This is a genomic window from Sphingobium sp. B2D3A, assembly GCF_025961795.1.
Lineage (GTDB): Bacteria > Pseudomonadota > Alphaproteobacteria > Sphingomonadales > Sphingomonadaceae > Sphingobium.
Genome location: NZ_JAOQOI010000001.1, coordinates 1,066,442 through 1,083,753, shown reverse-complemented (window position 1 = coordinate 1,083,753; position 17,312 = coordinate 1,066,442). Strand labels below are relative to the sequence as shown.

General features: G+C 65.7%; 2 protein-coding genes. Both read right to left on the bottom strand.

Features of this window, described 5'->3' with window-relative positions; genetic code table 11:
* Window positions 1-40: 40 nt before the first annotated feature.
* Entirely contained in the window at window positions 41-2,470 is a 2,430-nt protein-coding gene (locus M2337_RS04980; protein WP_264571915.1) for a tetratricopeptide repeat protein, read from the bottom strand.
* A gap of 12 nt (window positions 2,471-2,482) precedes the next feature.
* A complete protein-coding gene (locus M2337_RS04975) occupies window positions 2,483-17,308 on the bottom strand; it encodes a beta strand repeat-containing protein (protein ID WP_264571914.1) in 14,826 nt (4,941 codons plus the stop codon).
* Window positions 17,309-17,312 lie beyond the last annotated feature (4 nt).

Genomic DNA, 17,312 nt, shown 5'->3' with positions numbered 1-17,312 from the left:
GCCGCTCCATTCGTCTCCCCGGTTTCCAACTCTTCGCGGGTCATGCCCCCCCGGCCGCGAAGTCGGTCCACATACGGCGATAGGCGTCTTCCAACTCGCGCGTATACCGATCGATGTCGCCGGCCGGCGATGCGGCGAAGCGCGTGCGCAGGCTTCGCTTTTCCTCCAGCAGCGCGGCGCGATCCGAGGCAAGGCGGACGGCGATCTCCACGAACGCATCCTCGTCCTGCGCCACCCATTCGGGCCGGCCGATGGCGCTCATCAGCCCCGCGCCCATGCGCTGGACGAAGCTCTCACCCGCCAGCGTGATGACCGGGGTGCCCATCCACAGCGCCTGGCAACTCGTCGTGCCGCCATTATAAGGGAAGCAGTCGAGCGCGATGTCGATGTCGGCATATTCGGCCATCATCTCATCGAGGCTCGATGGACCGCGAAACTCCAGCCGGTCGGCGGCAACGCCCGCGTCCACGAACAGGTCGCCGAAGCGGTTCACTGCCACCGAGTCCAGGAAGCTCGGCCCCTTGAGCACCAGCCGCGATCCCGGCGTGGCGACGATCGCCTTGGCCCACAGGCGAATGGTATAGGGGGTGAGCTTGGAGACGTTGTTGAACGACCCGAAGGTGAGCGGGCGCTCGAGATGCGTCTTGCCATAATCGGGGAACGGAAACTCCCGCTCGGGCGCGTAGCAGAACACAAAGCCCGGCACATGCTCGAGCCGCTCGGTATAGAGATGGGCATGGTCGGCGGGTGAGGTCACCGGATCGCTGATGAGCCAGTCCATATTGGGAATGCCGGTGGTCGAGGGATAGCCCAGGAACATCGCCTGCACCGGCGCCGCCCGGCGGCCGAACAGCGGCGCGCGGTTGCGCCCGGTGTGGCCAATGAGGTCGATCAGTACATCGATGCCGTCATCCTCGATCATCTGCGCCAGGCGCGTGTTGCTGATCGAGGCGGCATCGCGCCAGCGATCGACATGGCCGCGCGCGCGGCGGGTCATGTCGTCGGTGAGCGGGCTCAGCGAATAGACCGTGATCTCGAACGCCTCGCGGTCATGCCGCGCCAGCACCGGCCGCATGAACAGGCTGACCGGATGCTCCCCATGCATGTCGCCCGTGACATAGCCGATGCGCAGACGCCGGCTGCGCTTCCCGGCATCGGCAGCGCCGGCCCCGGTCGAGCGATCATTGGCAAACGAGGTCGCCGCCCTCGCACCCTCGGCCAACGGCGCGAACAGCGTCTGATGGAAGTCGCGGGTCTCCTGCGCCGTCATCGTCTCGCTGTACAGCGCCGCCATGGCGGCCGAGCCGCGGAAGGCCGATTCCGGGCCTTCTTCCTCGCCCAGCTCCGTATAGATGTCGCGCGCGGTATCCACATCGCCGCGCTTGCCGGCAATCGAGCCGCGCATCGCCCGCAGGTCAGGCGCGTCGTCGCCGGCAAGCTCATCGACGCGGTCAAAGCAGGCCTCGGCCTCCTCGGTGCGCATCCCTTCGATGAGCACCTTGCCGAGATTGAAATGGCCCCGCCAGTTTTCCGGATCCTTCTCGATCCGCGCGCGGAGCACCGCGTCGCACCGGTCGAACTGATTGTGCTTCATCAGCGTGCCGGCAAATCTGATCTCATCGTCTTCGTCGAGGTCCGTCGCTTCCAGCTGGGCGAACAGCGGCTCGGCCTGCTCAGTGGCGCCCATTTGCATGAGCGCATCGGCCAGATCGATCCGCGCGGCGTGGAAATCGCTCGCTGCCGTCAGCGCATGGCGGAAGCCCTCGACCGCGCGGTGCCACTCGCCTCGCTCTGCCCGGCCGAGCCCCATGCGGTGGTGGATATCGGCATGATCGTCCGGCCCCGCGCAATCCAGCGCCTTGAGCCAGGCGAGCACCGCCTCATCCTCCCGCCCGACCTGTTCGAGCGCGCGGGCAACGCTCAAATGCGCGCCATAGCGCGAGGGCGCCGCCTCGGCCGCCCGGCGATAGAAATCGAGTGCTTCCTCCAGCGTGCCATGGTGGCGGCAGACATTGCCCGCCTCCAGCCACGCCGTGAAGTTGTTGGGGTCGCGACGCAGCACATCGCTGAACAGTCGCCGCGCCTCCTCATACTCGCCCTGCCGCACGGCGCAGCGGGCGAGTTGAATGGTGGCGGGCACGATGGCCGGGCCATCCTCCCGCTCCAGCGCCAGCGCCTGCTCGAAGGCGGCCTGCGCCTTCTCCCACTTGCTCTTGTCGTAGAGCACATTGCCATAATTGAACCAGACCGCCGCCGGTGCCTCCGGGCTCTCGATCGCCCGGCCATATTGCACCAGCGCCTCGTCATCCCGGCCAAGCTTGCGCAGCACCTGGCCGTGATTGCCGAGCAGCACCGGATCGTCGGGCTGCTCGGCAAGCAGGTCTTCATAAAGCGCGGCCGCCCTGGCCCAGTCGCCACGCGACTGGGCCTTGACCGCCTGCTCCGGATCGGGTCGCTGCCCCTGGAACATGGACCTGCGACCTCAGGCTGCGAGAACGGTCGTGGTGACCGCGTTGTCGATCAACAACTGAACCGCAGCCCCGTTGTAGTTGTACAGGCTGTAGCTGACACCGCCGTCGGTATAGTCTTGGCCGCTGTCCACCCACAGGCCGGCTCCGACCAGTTGCACCGAGTCTCCGGCATCGCCGTCGATCATCAACTGCTGTTTCCCAGTCGCGCCGGTGATGGATTGGAACGCGTTGAACGCGCTTTCGTCCGTATCATGCAGGTTGAGCACATCGGTCAGGTTCAGCTTCAGGGTATTGTTGCTCGCACCGGTGATGTCGATCTTCTCGATGCCCTTGATCACACCGTCCTTCAGGGTGGTGAGGTTGAGGGTGATGATGTCCGTTCCCTCCAGCGCCAGCGTGTCGATGCCCTGACCGCCCCGGATGCTGGAACCGGACTGGCCGAGTTTCACCACATTGTCGGCATTGAGTACGATCCGGTCATTGCCACTACCGCCATAGATCGTATCGATGCCGCCCTTGCCGAAGAGCACGTCGTTGCCCTGACCGCCGATCAGCGAGTCATTGATTGAGGTGCCGGTGAGCGTATCGGCACCGCTGGTGCCCATCTGGCTGACCTTGGTGGTTGAGAAGACACCCGAGGTCGAGCCGTAGACCACGAAGGCAGCACCATTGTCGGTCAGGCCATTCACATCCGCATTGCTGCTGCCGATGATCAGGTCGGCCAGGCCGTCGCCGTTGAGGTCGCTGCCGGCCACCGCGCCAAAGGTCAACGTACCGGCCTGATTGCCTTCGATGACAAAGCCCTGTGTGTTGCCAGCCACGCTGAGCGCGGAAAGATCGACCCCGCTACCGTCGGTCTTGCCGAAGACGACATAGACCTTGCCGGCATCGGTCCCAAGGCTGGTATCCGCCTGCCAAGACCCGATTGCGAGGTCGGCCAGACCATCGCCATTCATGTCGCCGATCACCGAAACTCTATTGTGCAAATCGTTCGCGCTGGACCCATTGATGATGAACCCTTGCGTGTTCGTGGCGAGTGAGAGCGCGCTCAGATTAATGCCCGCACCGCCGGTCTTGCCGTAAACGATATAGGTCTTGCCGGCGTCGCCACCGGCGGACGCATCCGCGAGACGGGCCGTCATCACGAGATCCATCTGACCGTCGCCATTGATATCGCCACTGCCGGCGATCGACCATGCTGTATGATCATTGGCAACCGAGCCGCTGATTGCGAAGCCGAGGGTGCTGGTGCCCCCCGCGGTCAGCGCGGTTAGGGCGATGGGCGTTCCGCTGGTACCTGCCCGCCCGAACACTACATAAGCCGCGCCCGCGTCCGTCGTGCCATTCGCGTCGATGTATGGCGAACCGATCAGGAAGTCGGCCAGACCGTCCCCGTTCACGTCGCCAAGTGCGGTCGTACTCCAGCCGAGTTGGTCGTTGGCGCTGGAGCCATCGATCATGAAGCCGAGCGTGTTCGTCGCCACCGTCAGCGCCGACAGGTTGATACTGCTGTTGTTGGCGCGGCCATAGACAACGTAGACCCGACCCTGAGCGCTAGCGCCGGTCGAGATCGCCCCCACCAGCAGATCTGCATAGCCATCGCCATTGATGTCGCCAGCGGCGGACACGGAGAAGCCGGCTTGTTCATTCGCCGTACCGCCCAGCAATTGGAAGCCTGCCGATACCGCAGTGGACAGGCTCGACAATGCGACCGTCGCGCCACTGGTCTTGCCATAGACGACATAGGCGGCCCCGGCATTCGTACCGACATTGTCGACACCCGTGGCGCCGACGATGAGATCGCCCAGCCCGTCACCGTTCACGTCGCCCGCACTCACCGCATTGGCAAGATAATCGCTTGCCGACGAGGCCAGAATGGCGAAGCCTGCCGTTCCGGTTGCCACCGTGTAGATGCTGTCGATCACGCTGCCGTAGATGTTGTTGGGTCCGCCAAAGACGACATAGGATTTCGAGGCGGTCTGGTTGGCGCCGCCGACCGAAACCACGAAGTCGGCATAATCGTCGCCGTTCACATCACCCGCAGCGCTGACCGATGCCGCGAAGGACTCGGTGCCGCTGGAACCGGCGATCATATAGCCCAGCGAGTTGCTGGCCTGCATGATCGCGCTCGCCTGGATGACGGGCGTCACGGTGAAGCTGTTGGCACTGGGCGAGGAGAGATTGCCCAAAGCGTCCACCGCATAGGCCTTGTACGTGCCACTGGCCAAGCCGAGCAGGCTGAGGTTGGTGTTGGTATCGGCGGCCGTGATGGCAACCGAGTTCCAGTATTTGCTGTCCTTGCCGGTGATATCCGTCAGCGTGGTGACCGTGGGAATGGCCGTGGTGTTCACCAGATAGAGCGTGCCCACTTCGGTCGAGCGGACGACGGCCACGTCCGTGCCGCTTCCGATGAAGCTCGTGTCCGCAAAGGTGGGCGCGGGCGCCGCATTATCCTGCACGGTCACGCTGACCTGATTGTTCACCAGCAGCTGCACCGCAGACCCTGCATAATTGTAGACGCTGTAGCTGAGCGCACCGGATTGCACGTCCGTTCCGCTATCCTTCCAGCTGCCGACCAGTTGCAGGATATCGCCGCTATTGCCGTCGACCATCAATTGCTGCTTGCCGACCTTACCGGTGAGCGCCTCGAACTCGTTGAACGCGCTTTCCTCGGGATCGTGCAGGTTCAGCACGTCCGTCAGGTTCATCTTGAGCGTGTTGTTGCCCGAGCCGGTGATATCGATCTTTTCGATACCCTTGACGAATGCGTCACGCACGGTGGTGAAATCGAGCGTGATGCCCGCGCCATCCAGCGCCAGCGTATCGGTGCCAAGGCCGCCCTGGATGCTCGCGCCGGTCTGGCCGAGCTTGGCGACGTTGTCCGCGTTGATGATGATCCGGTCAGCGCCCGCACCACCGGAGAGCACGTCCACGCCGCCATTGCCACGCAGCACGTCATTGCCCTGACCGCCGAAGATCGAGTCATTGCCGCTGGTGCCAGTGAGCGTATCGGCACCCGTAGTCCCGGTCTGGCCGACCTTGGTGGTGTTGGAGAACACCCCCGTCGTCGAGCCGTAGATGACATAGACCGCGCCACCATCTGTGTAGTTATAATCCATGGAGTATGAGCCGATCATGAGATCGACCAGGCCATCCCCGTTCAGGTCGCCCGCCGACACCGATCTGCCAAAGTAAACACTATTCTGATAGGGTCCTTGAATGGCAAAGCCCTGGCTATTGCCGGCCACGGACAGGGCCGAGAGATCCACGGCGAGACTGTCCGTCTTGCCAAAAACCACATAGGCCTTGCCGTTATCGGTATAGCCACTGGAGTCCGAATTTTGGCTTCCCACCAGCAGGTCTGCCAGTCCGTCGCCATTCATGTCGCCGATCACCGAGATGCTGGTGGCATTATCGCTCGTGCTCGAGCCGTTGATCACGAAGCCCAGCGTGTTGCCGGCCAGGGTGAGGGCACTGGCATTGACGCCAGCGCCATCCGTCTTGCCGTAAACCACGTAGAATTTGCCAACGTCTGCGGGCGTTCCATTGTCGGCGCCATACGCGGCCATGACCAGATCGGACAGGCCGTCGCCGTTGATGTCACCCGAACCGCTGACTGAGAAGCCGGTCACATCATTAGCGCTCGACCCGCTGATGACGAAGCCCCGGGTGTTGGTCGCGGCTGTCAATGCAGACACGTTCAGGGGCGCACCGCTGGTGCCGGTCTGGCCGAACACGACATAGACCGAGCCGGCATTGCTGTTAGGGGTGTCCGCAAGGCGTGCGCTGACGATGAAGTCGCTTAGGCCGTCGCCATTGACATCTCCTGCATCGCTGACCGCCCATCCCAGTTCGTCGCCCGTGCTCGACCCCTCGATCACGAAGCCGAGCGTGTTGCTCGCCGCCGTCAAACCGCTCAGTTGGATCGTGCTATTGTTCGAGCGCCCATACACGACATAGACGCGCCCTGCCTGATCCACGCCGTTAACATCCTGAAGGCGCGCACCGACGAGCAAATCGGCATAACCATCGCCATTGATATCGCCCGCCGTGGAGACGGAGTAGCCGGCATAGCCATCCGTAGCGCTGCCCCAGAGCATGAAGCCGCCCGAACCATTTGCGACATTAGCGAGGTCGATCTGCGCGCCGCCAGTCTTGCCATAGACGATATAGGCCGCACCTGCGTTGGTATCGCTATTATCGCGGCCATAAGCGCCGACCAGAAGATCGTTCAGACCGTCGCCATTGACGTCACCCGCTTCGGAGACCGAATAGCCGGCCCATTCAGCGGCTTGCGCCGGGTTAAGCGCAAACCCGAACGTGTTGTTCGAGGCGGTCAGATTCGAGGCGCTTTGGAGCCCCAGAAGATTCGTCGGCCCGCCGAAGACGACATAAGTCCTTGCGGTCGTGTTATTTCCGCTGTCGATCCCTCCGACAATGAAGTCGCCATAGCCATCTCCATTGACGTCTCCGGCAAAATCGACGGAACCTCCCAAATACTCGTAATTCATCGAGCCGGCCAATTGATAGCCCATCCCGTTCGACGACTGCTGTAGCGCCGACGCCACATCAATCACAGCGTTCACCGTATAGATGTTGGCACTGATCGCGGAGATATTGCCCGCGTTGTCCACCGCATAGGCCTTGTAGGTGCCACTGGCGAGACCCAGGAGGCTGAGGCTTGTGCTGGAATTGGCCGACACGGCCACCGAGTTCCAATATTTGCCGTCAGCGCTCGTGATGTCGGTTAGACTGTTGACGGTCGGGATGACAGTTGTGTTGACGAGATAGACCGTCCCCGCCTCCGTCGACTGAACCGTGGCGTTGCCCGTGTTGACACCATTGCCCGCGTTCAATGTGATCAGCGGGTTGATGAGATCCAGCGAGAAGGCGGCAGAGGTGCTCGTCGCGGAGGCATTGCCCACCGCGTCGGTCGCCACCGCCGTCACCGTCACATTGCCATTGCCGAGCGTAGTGAGCTGCGATGCATCGAGCGTGACAGCCTGCGCCGAACCCGTGCCGATGACCGTGCGCGTCACCGTGCCGAGCGTACCCACGAAGGTCACGACCGTCACGGCACCCGCCTCCGCCGTGACGGTGGCCGCACCGGCTGCGCTCAGCGCCTCCGCTGTGGACGCGCCGCCCGCATAAGCAGCCGGCAGGCCGATGACCGGCGCAGCTGGCGCTACGGTATCGAGCAGGAAGGTCAGCGGTTCAGCCGTGGTGACGTTGCCGGCGGCATCCGTCACCTGGGCCGAGACGAGCACGTCGCCATTGCCCAGCGTCGTGAGATCGGATGCGGTCAGGACGATGGCCTTGGCTGTCCCGTCGGCGGCGATCGTCTTGGTGACCGAACCGCCCGTGCCGATGAACACGGCCTGGATCGTGCCGCCATTTTCGGCAGTGACGGTGACCACACCGCCCGGAGCCGTTGCTTCCGCAGAGGAGGCGCCATCGGCAACCCCCGCGCCGAGCGCGATGACCGGCGCGTCAGGCGCCACCCGATCGAGCGTGAACTGGCGGGTCGCGGAAGCCACCGAGGCATTGCCGGCGGAATCCCGGGCCACCGCCGAGAAGGTGATGGCGCCGTCCGCAAAGGCAGCCACATCGGTCGCGGTGAGGACGACATCCTGCGCCGCGCCGGTGCCGACCAGCGTCTTGGTGATTTCCAGCGAGCCCTGGACGAACTTTACAGTGACAGTCGAGCCCAGCTCGGCCGTGACCGTTGCCACCGTGCCGGCAGCCAGTGCCGCGTTCTTCGACGCAGCCCCCGAGAGCAGCAGCGTGGGGCCGGTCGGCGCCACGGTATCGATGGTGAACGTGCTGGTGGCGGCGGCCGACTGGTTGCCGACCGCGTCCGTCACGAAGCTGGAGACCGATACCGCGCCATTGCCCAGCTTCACCAGATCGTTCGCCGTCAGCGACACCGTCTGGGTGAGGCCATTGCCGGTGAACGTCTTGGTGACGCTGTTGGCCCCGGCGGTGAACACCACCGTGACGAGCGCATTGGCCTCTGCCGTCACCTTCACCACGCCGCTGCTTGCCAGCGCCTCGGTGGCGGTCACGCCACCGACGACGCCGTCCGAGAGGGTCATGGTCGGCGTCGCCGGGGGCGACCGGTCGAGCACGAAGCTGCTCGCGGTTTCGGCGGACTCATTGCCCGCCGGGTCTTTCGCCTGCGCGGTCACGGCAATCGTGCCGTCACCCAGCGCCTGCAGGTCTGCACTGGTCAGCACGACGGCCTGAGGCGCGCCCGTCGCCGTCAGCGTCTTCACGATGCTGTTCGAGCCGTTCGAGAACACCACCGAGATGCTGGAGCCCACTTCGCCGGTCACGCTGATGACGCCGCTCGCCGCGGTGGCTTCCGCCGCCGAAGCGATGTCCGCGACGCCCGTGCCCAGGGTGATCGTCGGCACGCTCGGTGCGGCGCGGTCCAGCGTGAACTGGATGCCGGAGGCAATGGACGAGGCGTTGCCGGCCGGGTCCGTCGCCACGGCCGTGATGGCCACCACGCCGTCGCCCAGGGTCACCACTTCCGCCGCCGAGAGCGCAACGCTCTGGGCGACACCCGTTCCTGTGAGGGTCTTCACGACCGTGTTGCTGCCACGCGCGAAGGTGACCTTCACCACGGCGCCGGCTTCCGCCGTCACCGTCACCACGCCCGAAGGGGCCGCAGCGCCGGTGGACGACTTGGTGGCATCACCCAACAAGGCAAGCGTGGGCGATGTCGGGGCGACCATATCCAGCGTGAAGCTGGCGGTGACCGGCGTCGAGGCGTTGCCCACCGCGTCCTTGGTTACGGCGGAGACCGAAATCGTGCCGTTACCGAGCAAGGTGAGATCCGATGCCGAGAGCGTCACCGGGTTCGGACCACTTGCGGCCACGATCGACTTTTGCACGGTGGCGCTGCCGTTGGTGAACGTCACCGTGACGGTCGTGCCGACTTCCGCCGTCACCACGACGGCGCCGGTCGCAGCTCTGGCTTCCGCCAGCGTGGCGCCATCGCTCATGCCCGCACCCAAAGCTAGGGTGGGCGGAACCGGCGCGATGCTATCCAGCGTGAAGCTGCTGGTGCTTGCCGGAGACGTGTTCCCGGCCGCATCCTTGGCGCTAGCACTGACGGCGATCGTGCCATCTCCCAGCGTCGCAAGATCAGCGGCGCTCAGCACCACGGCCTGCGCCGATCCCGTGCCGGTCAGCGCCTTGGTGACGCTCTTGCTGCCATTGGTGAAGGTCACCGTGATGGCGGCGCCGGCTTCCGACTGCACAGTGATGACGCCGGTGGCCGCCGTGGCTTCCGCCGCCGAGGCGATATCCGCCACGCCGGTGCCCAGCACGATGACGGGCGCATTCGGCGCGACGTCATCAATGGTGAAGCTGGTCGTGGCAGTGGTCGAGAGATTGCCGACCGAGTCCTGTACCTGCACGGAAACAGTCACCGTGCCATTACCCAGAGAGGACGCGTCAGCAGCCGAGAGAAGAACCGTCTGCGCCACGCCGGTGCCGACCAACGTCTTCTTCACGACCCCCGCCGTGCTGGTGAACGTGATCGTTGCCGTGGCGCCCGGTTCCGTGGTGACCTTGACCACACCCCCGGCCCCGGTTGCCTGCGCCGTCGTTTTGGCCGGCGAGCCCACCAGCGCGAGGACGGACGGGTTGGGCGGCGTCATGTCCAGCAGGAAGGTGCGGCTGGCTTCGGCCGATTCATTGCCGACCACATCCGTGGCGACCGCCGACACCGAAATCGTACCATTGCCAAGCACCGTCAGATCCGCCTGGGTCAGCGTGACGGACTGGGTGAGACCGGTGGCGACGACATTCTTCACCAGGGTGTTGGAGCCGTTGACGAAGGTTACGGTGACCAGCGAGCCAGCATCGGCTGTAACGGTCGCGACGCCCGTTTCGGCGAGCGCCTCGGACATGGATGCACCGTCGGCAATGCCCGCGCCAAGCGTGAGCGTGGGCGCATTCGGCGCGACCCGATCCAGCGTGAACTGCACCGAACCGCCGCCAGCGGAGACGTTGCCCGCCGTGTCGGTCGCCGTTGCCGTGACGTAAACGGAGCCGTCACCAAGGGTCGCCAGATCCGTGGTGCTGAGCGTCACGATCTGCGGGGCGCCGGTGCCCGTCATGGTCTTGGTCACGACATTGGCGCCATTGGTGAACGTCACGGTCACCGCCGAGCCGAGTTCGGCTGAAACCGTCACGGCCCCCGCCGAGCTGCTTGCTGCCGCGGCGGACTTCTCCGTGGAGCCAACCACCGTCAGCGTCGGATTGTTGGGCGGGGTCATGTCGAGCGTGAAGGTCCGGCTCGTCGCCGCCGAGTCATTGCCGACTGTGTCACGGGCCACTGCGGACACCGAGATGGTGCCGTTGCCGAGCGTCGCCAGATTGGCGGCGGTCAGCGTGACAGCCTGGGCCGAGCCCGTGCCGGTCAGCGTCTTGGTGACGCTGTTCACGCCATTGGTGAAGGTCACGGTGACGGCAGCGCCAGTTTCGGCTGTGACGGTCACCACGCCCGTGGCGGCCTTGGCCTCGGCAAGCGTCGCGCCATTGGAGACGCCGGCGCCAAGCGCCAGCACCGGCGCCGTGGGCGGCGTCCGATCCAGCACGAAGCTTGCCGGTGTGGCTGCGGCGGAGGTGTTGCCGGCCACATCCTTGGCAATGGCGGAGACGGAGATCGTTCCGTCGCCGAGCGCTGCCAGATCGCTGGCCGTCAAGACCACAGCCTTTGCCGTGCCAGCGCCGGTGACCGTCTTGGTCACGGTATTGCCGCTGCGGGTGAAGGTGACAGTCACCGTCGCGCCGTCCTCCGCCGCGACGGTTACGACGCCCGTGCTCGCCGTGGCTTCCGCCAGCGAGGCGGTATCCGCCACGCCTGCACCCAGCTCGATGACGGGGGCAGCAGGCGGCGTGTTGTCGATGACGAAGGTCGCATTGCCGGACTGCGAGATGTTCCCCACCGCGTCGATCGCGGTGACGGACACGGCAATGGTGCCGCTGCCGAGCGATGCGACGTCACCGGCCGTCAGCACAACGGATTGCGCCGCTCCCGTACCGGTGAGCGTCTTGGCCACGCTGTTGATGCCATTGGTGAACGTCACCGTGACAGCCGAGCCATTCTCCGCGGTCACCTGAGCGACGCCCAGCACATTGGCAGCCTGGGTGCTGGTCTTGGCCGAAGCACCGATCAGCGAGACCAGCGGAGCCGCCGGCGCCATCGTATCCAGCGTGAAGCTGGACGTGGCGGCCGTCGAGGCGTTGCCCGCCTCGTCGCGGGCCAGGGCACTGACCGAGATCGTGCCGCTGCCCAGCGTCGCCAGGTCGTTTTCGGTCAGGACCACCGCCTGCGCCGCGCCCGTGGCCGCCACTTCCTTGACGATCTGGTTGCTGCCATTCTTGAACGTGACGCTCACCGTCAGCCCGGCCGTGGCAGTGACCAGAGCCACGCCCCCCTGCGAGGAGGCTTCCGCTGCCGACGCACCGTCTGCGATGCCGGTGCCGAGCGCCAGGGTCGGCGCACTGGGCGCCACCCGATCCAGCGCGAACTCGAGCGACGCGCCCACAGGCGAGGCATTGCCTGCTGCGTCCGTCGCCGTCGCGGTCACAGAGATGGCGCCATCCCCCAGCGTGGTAAGGTCAGCCGCAGTGAGAGTCACCGCCTGAACCGCACCCGTGGCAACCAGTTGCTTCGAGACCGTGCCTTGCGACCCGGCGAAGGTGACCGTGATGGCCGACCCGCCTTCCGCACGCACGGTGACTACACCGGTGCTGGCGAGCGCCTCGGCCTGGGTCGCACCGCCGGCGACGCCGGCGCCGAGGGCGAGAGTGGGCGCAAGAGGCGCCTGCCGGTCCAGCGTGAAGCTGGACGTCGCCGGGGTGGAGACATTGCCGCTGGCATCGCTGGCGACGGCGGACACGGCCACGGCGCCGTCACCGATCGTCTGCAGTTCCAGCGCGGTGAGGACAATCGTCTTGGGTGCGCCATCGCTGACCAGCGTTCTGGTCACGCTGCCGACAGACCCACTGAAGGTCACCGAGACGACGGCACCCGGTTCGGCCGAGAGCGTGAGAATCCCGGTGGGGGCCGTCGCTTCCGCTTCCGTCGCGCCGTTCGCAGCGGCAGTGGCCAAGGTCAGCGTCGGTGCTTCCGGCGCGCCAGCGTCGAGATTGAACGTCAGGCTTTCGAGCGAGGACTGATTGCCCGCCAGATCGGTGACGACCATCGAGACCTGGACAACGCCGTCACCCAAGGCCGCGATCTGGGCTGCCGTCAGCGTCACCGCCTGAGCCGTGCCGGTGCCGATCAGATTGACCGTTTCCGTGCGGCCCGAATAACCGTTGAACGTCACCTTGATCGCCGCGCCGTTTTCGGCAGCGGCGAGCACGACACCGTCCACCGAGAGCGCGTCAGCGGAGGACTTGGTGCTGCCACCGACCAGCGTGAGGCCCGCAACCGGCACGGCCGTGTCGAGAATGAAGGCCGCCTGAGCCGGGTCGGACTGGTTGCCGGCGACATCCGTGGCGACAGCCGTCACCTGGACCTGCCCGTCACCCAGCCGCGCCATGTCGCCGGCCGTGAGACGGATCACCTGCGAGGCGCCGTTGGCCGTGATGGCCTTCACAACCTCATTGCTGCCATGGGTGAAGGTGAGCGTGACGATGGTGCCGGTATCGGCCTTCACCAGCACGGCGCCGGCGCTGGCCTCGGCCGAGGTCGCACCGCCATTTTCCACGCCCACGCCGAGCGTGAGCAGCGGCGCCGCAGGCGGCACCGCATCCAGGCTAAAGTCGAGCGTGGCGGGCGCCGAAGCGTTGCCGGCCACGTCCAGCGCAAGCGCGGTCACGAGGATGGGGCCATCGCCCAGCGTCACAAGATCGCCGGACGTCATCGCGATGATGTCCTCACCGCCGCTCGCTGCGGCAATGACCTTGACGACCGTGCCGCTCACGCCGGTGAAGACGAGGCGGACGCCGAGGCCCGCTGCGGCTGTCACCGTCAGTACGCCGTCGGTCGAGAGGGCGTCGGCCAGCGACTTGGTCTCGCTCCCGACGATTTGCAGCAGCGGCGAGTCAGGCAGCGCCGTCATCAGGGTGAAGCTGGCCGTGCCATTCAGCGAGGTGTTGCCGGCTGCATCGCTGGCCACGGCCGTGACCGCGACCGGACCATCGCCGATCTGGGCCAGTTCGGCAGCCGAGAGGAGGACCGCCTTCGGTGCACCGGTGCCGGTCATCGTCTTTTCCACGACGCCGTCAGCGCCGGTGAACGTCACCACCACGGTGGCCCCGGCTTCCGCAGTGACGCGCACGATACCGCCGCTCGATGTGCCTTCATCCAGCGAGGCGCCATCGGCGACGCCCGCGCCGAGCGTGACCGTCGGCGCGGCAGGCGGCGCTGTGTCGACCGTCAGGCTCATCATCGACGCGGCGGAGAACTTGCCGCTTACGGCATTGAACTGCCGGACCGCCAGCAGGGTCGCCCCGTCCAGATTGCCGATGTCGTAACTCCAGCTTTCGCCGCCATCGAGGCTGTATTGCAGCGCCGTGTCGCTCTCCTGGCCCTCGACGACCAGACTGGCATCGTAGGTCACGCCATCCGTGTTCGAGACGCCGGTATCATTGCCGAGCGAGAGGGACAGCGACGTCAGGGTGATCGAGGGGTCGAGCGTGAACTCCTCCAGCGTCGCCGGCGAGATGTTGCCGGCAACGTCGGTCTGGCGCACCATCACCGAATTGGGGCCAGGATTGGCCGTGAAGCTCTTGCTCCACGTCGCGCCACCATCGACGCTGAACTCGATCAGAGCGCCCGGCTCCTGGCCGGTGATGCTGAGGATTCCGGTATATTCATTGCCTTCGACGACGAGCGCGTCGGGCAGACCCGTGTCCAGAGCGAAGCTCAGCGCGGATGCTGCCGACACATTGCCGGCGCCATCCTTGGCCGTGGCCGAAACGGCGACAGTGCCGTTGCCGAGCGTGGTAAGCTCGGCCTGCGTCAGACTGACTGCGACCGCCGAGCCCGTGCCCTGCACGAGCTTCGTCACCGTCCCGCTGGTGCCGTTGAACACCAGCCGCACGCTGGTGCCGACATCCGCCGTCACCGCCATGGCGCCCTCGGTGCCCGTCGCCTCTGCGGCGGTCTTCTGCGCATCGCCGATCAGGTCGAGAAGCGGTTCGCTTGGGGCCGTGGTGTCGAGCGTGAATGCGCTCGTCGCGACAACCGATGCATTGCCGGATGCATCGGTCGCGATAGCGGAGACCGCCACCTCGCCGTCACCCAGAATGGCGAGATCCGCGGCATCGAGAACGACCGCCTGCGCGGCGCCGATGCCGGAGACGGTCTTCACCACGCTCCCTTGCGCGGTGGCGAAGGTCACCGCGACGGACGTGCCGATTTCGGCCGCCACTTGCACGGCGCCGCCGGAATAGAGCGCTTCCGCAGCGGTCGCCCCATTGGCGACGTTGGCAGCGACGGTGATCGCCGGCGCCTCCGGCGCGAGCGTATCGAGCGTGAACACCAGCAGGACCGGCGGAGAGACGTCTGTCCCGTTCGTCTGGCGGACGTGAACCTGGTTGAGCCCTTCCACCGCCGTAAAGGCGCTGGTCCAGCTCTGCCCGCCATCGACGCTATATTCCACCGTCGCGCCCGCGCTCACGCCGGAGACCTGCAGACTGCCGTCGCTGGTCAGCCCGTCGATCGCCGAAGGGCCGCTGTCCTGCGTCAGCCCGACCGACAGCACGGGCAGCGCCGTCACCAGATCGAAGCTCAGCGACTGGGGCGCCGAGGCATTGCCCGCAGCGTCCACCTCGCGCACCTGAACGGCATTGGTGCCGGCCTGCGCCGCGAAGCTCTGGCTCCAGCTCTGCCCGCCATCGATGCTATATTCGATGGTCGATCCGGCTTCCTGACCGGTGATCGCGATAATCCCGCTCTGCGCATCCGCGCTGGCCACCATCGCGCTGGGCGCGACGGTATCGAGCGTGAAGGCAACCGGCGTCGCCGCCGAGACATTGCCGGCAGCATCCGTCGCCGTGACCGACACGGCAATCTCGCCATCGCCCAGCGTCGCAAGATCTTCTGCCGTCAGCACGACAGCCTGCGCCGTCCCGTCGGCGCTTAGTTGCTTGGTGATGCTGCTGGTGCCGTTGGTGAACGTCACCGTCACGCTGGACCCAGCCTCGGCGGTCACGAGGACCACGCCGTTGGCCGACGTGGCTTCCGCCGCCGTCGCGCCCGTTCCCACGCCCGTGCCCAGAGCCAGCACCGGTGCGCCCGGCGCCTCGCCGTCAATGGTGAAGCTGAGGTCGCTCTGCGCGGACACATTGCCCGCGGCATCGGTGACCTGCACGGAGACCTGCACCGGGCCATCGCCCAGCTCGGCCAGATCGGCGGCGCTGAGCGTGATCGCCTGCGCGGCGCCTGTGCCGGTGACGGTCCGCACGATCACGCCGTTCGCGCTGCGGAATTCGATCTGCACGGTGGCTTGGTTTTCAGCCGTCAGCGAGAACACGCCATCCACAGAGAGCGCCGCGTCGACGCCCTTCACCGCATTCCCGACAAGGTTGAGCGTCGCGGCATCCGGCGCGCCGGTATCAACGCGGATATTGGGCGCCTGGATCGCCGGTGACGTCAGCACGACGGGCAGGCCGCCCTCGCCCTTGAAATCGTCGGTCGTGGCAGTGCCGAGCGCGAGGCTGTCCGCCTTGAGCGTGATGCCGTCGCCATCATAGAGATTGCCGGCCAGCGCCGCTGTGAACTCCAGCCCGCGCACGCCAGCCGCCGTTGCGCTGGTGCCGGTTGCCGTCAGCAGCACTTCCTGCCCGCCGATCAACGCCACGACCGTGACGGTCTTGCCTTCGGCCAGCACGACCGGCTGCGAGAAATTGAGCGTGAGGCTCAGCGTGTCACCGACCTTGAACCAGCTCGGCGCGGCCGGCTGGGCGATGGATTGGATCGCCACGTTGAGGCCGGGCGTCACCGTGGCGGGATCGTAGCCGGACAGGTCGGCGAGGGCGACGGTGGCATTGGCTTTGACCGCTGTGCCCGCGACCTGCGAGCGCACCGCGCCATCGGCGAAGACGAGCAGATCGTTCAGCGTGTTGCCCGCTGCCGACACCGTCACGGTCTCGACGTTATCGCCCACCGTGCGGGTCAGCGTCATACGCGAGCCGCTCACCGTCTTGGTGTAATCGCTCCACCGACCGCGGAAATAGATGACGTCCGTGCCGCCACCCAACGCCGATGCATCGATGGTCGTCCCATCTGCCACATAGACGACATCAACACCGTTGTTACCGAGAATCTGGAAAGTCACACCCGGCTTGGAGAGGGAAATGGTTTCACCATTGGCATCGAAGGACACGACCTTGACGGTGGCGGACAGGTCCGCGCCCGGCGCCGCAGCGCCGGTCGGCGCGGTCGAGTTCTCGCCGGACGGCACCGGGAGCGGGTCGCCCTTCGACACATAATTGTACAGCGCGTTAGTCGCGACCGTGCCGTCCGCGAAAATCAGCGCGTCGGGCGTCGTGGCCGAGTTGGCACTGGCGAGATTGACCGTCTCGACCTTACCTTCGACCGTGCGAGACAGGGTCAGCGTCGCACCGGTCCGCGTTACCGTATAATCCGCCAGCGATCCTTCAAAATAGATGCGGTCCGCGCCCGCACCTGTGCTCAGCGAATAGGTCGCGCCGGGACGGATGAAGATGGCGTCCACAAAAGAGGAGCCCAGAAACTGAATTTCTTGCCCATCCAGAGACAACGTTCCGTAATTCAGCTCGAAATCGATGAAGTTTCCACCATTGGTGGTGTTCATGATGATATATTTCGACGTGATTGCCATGACC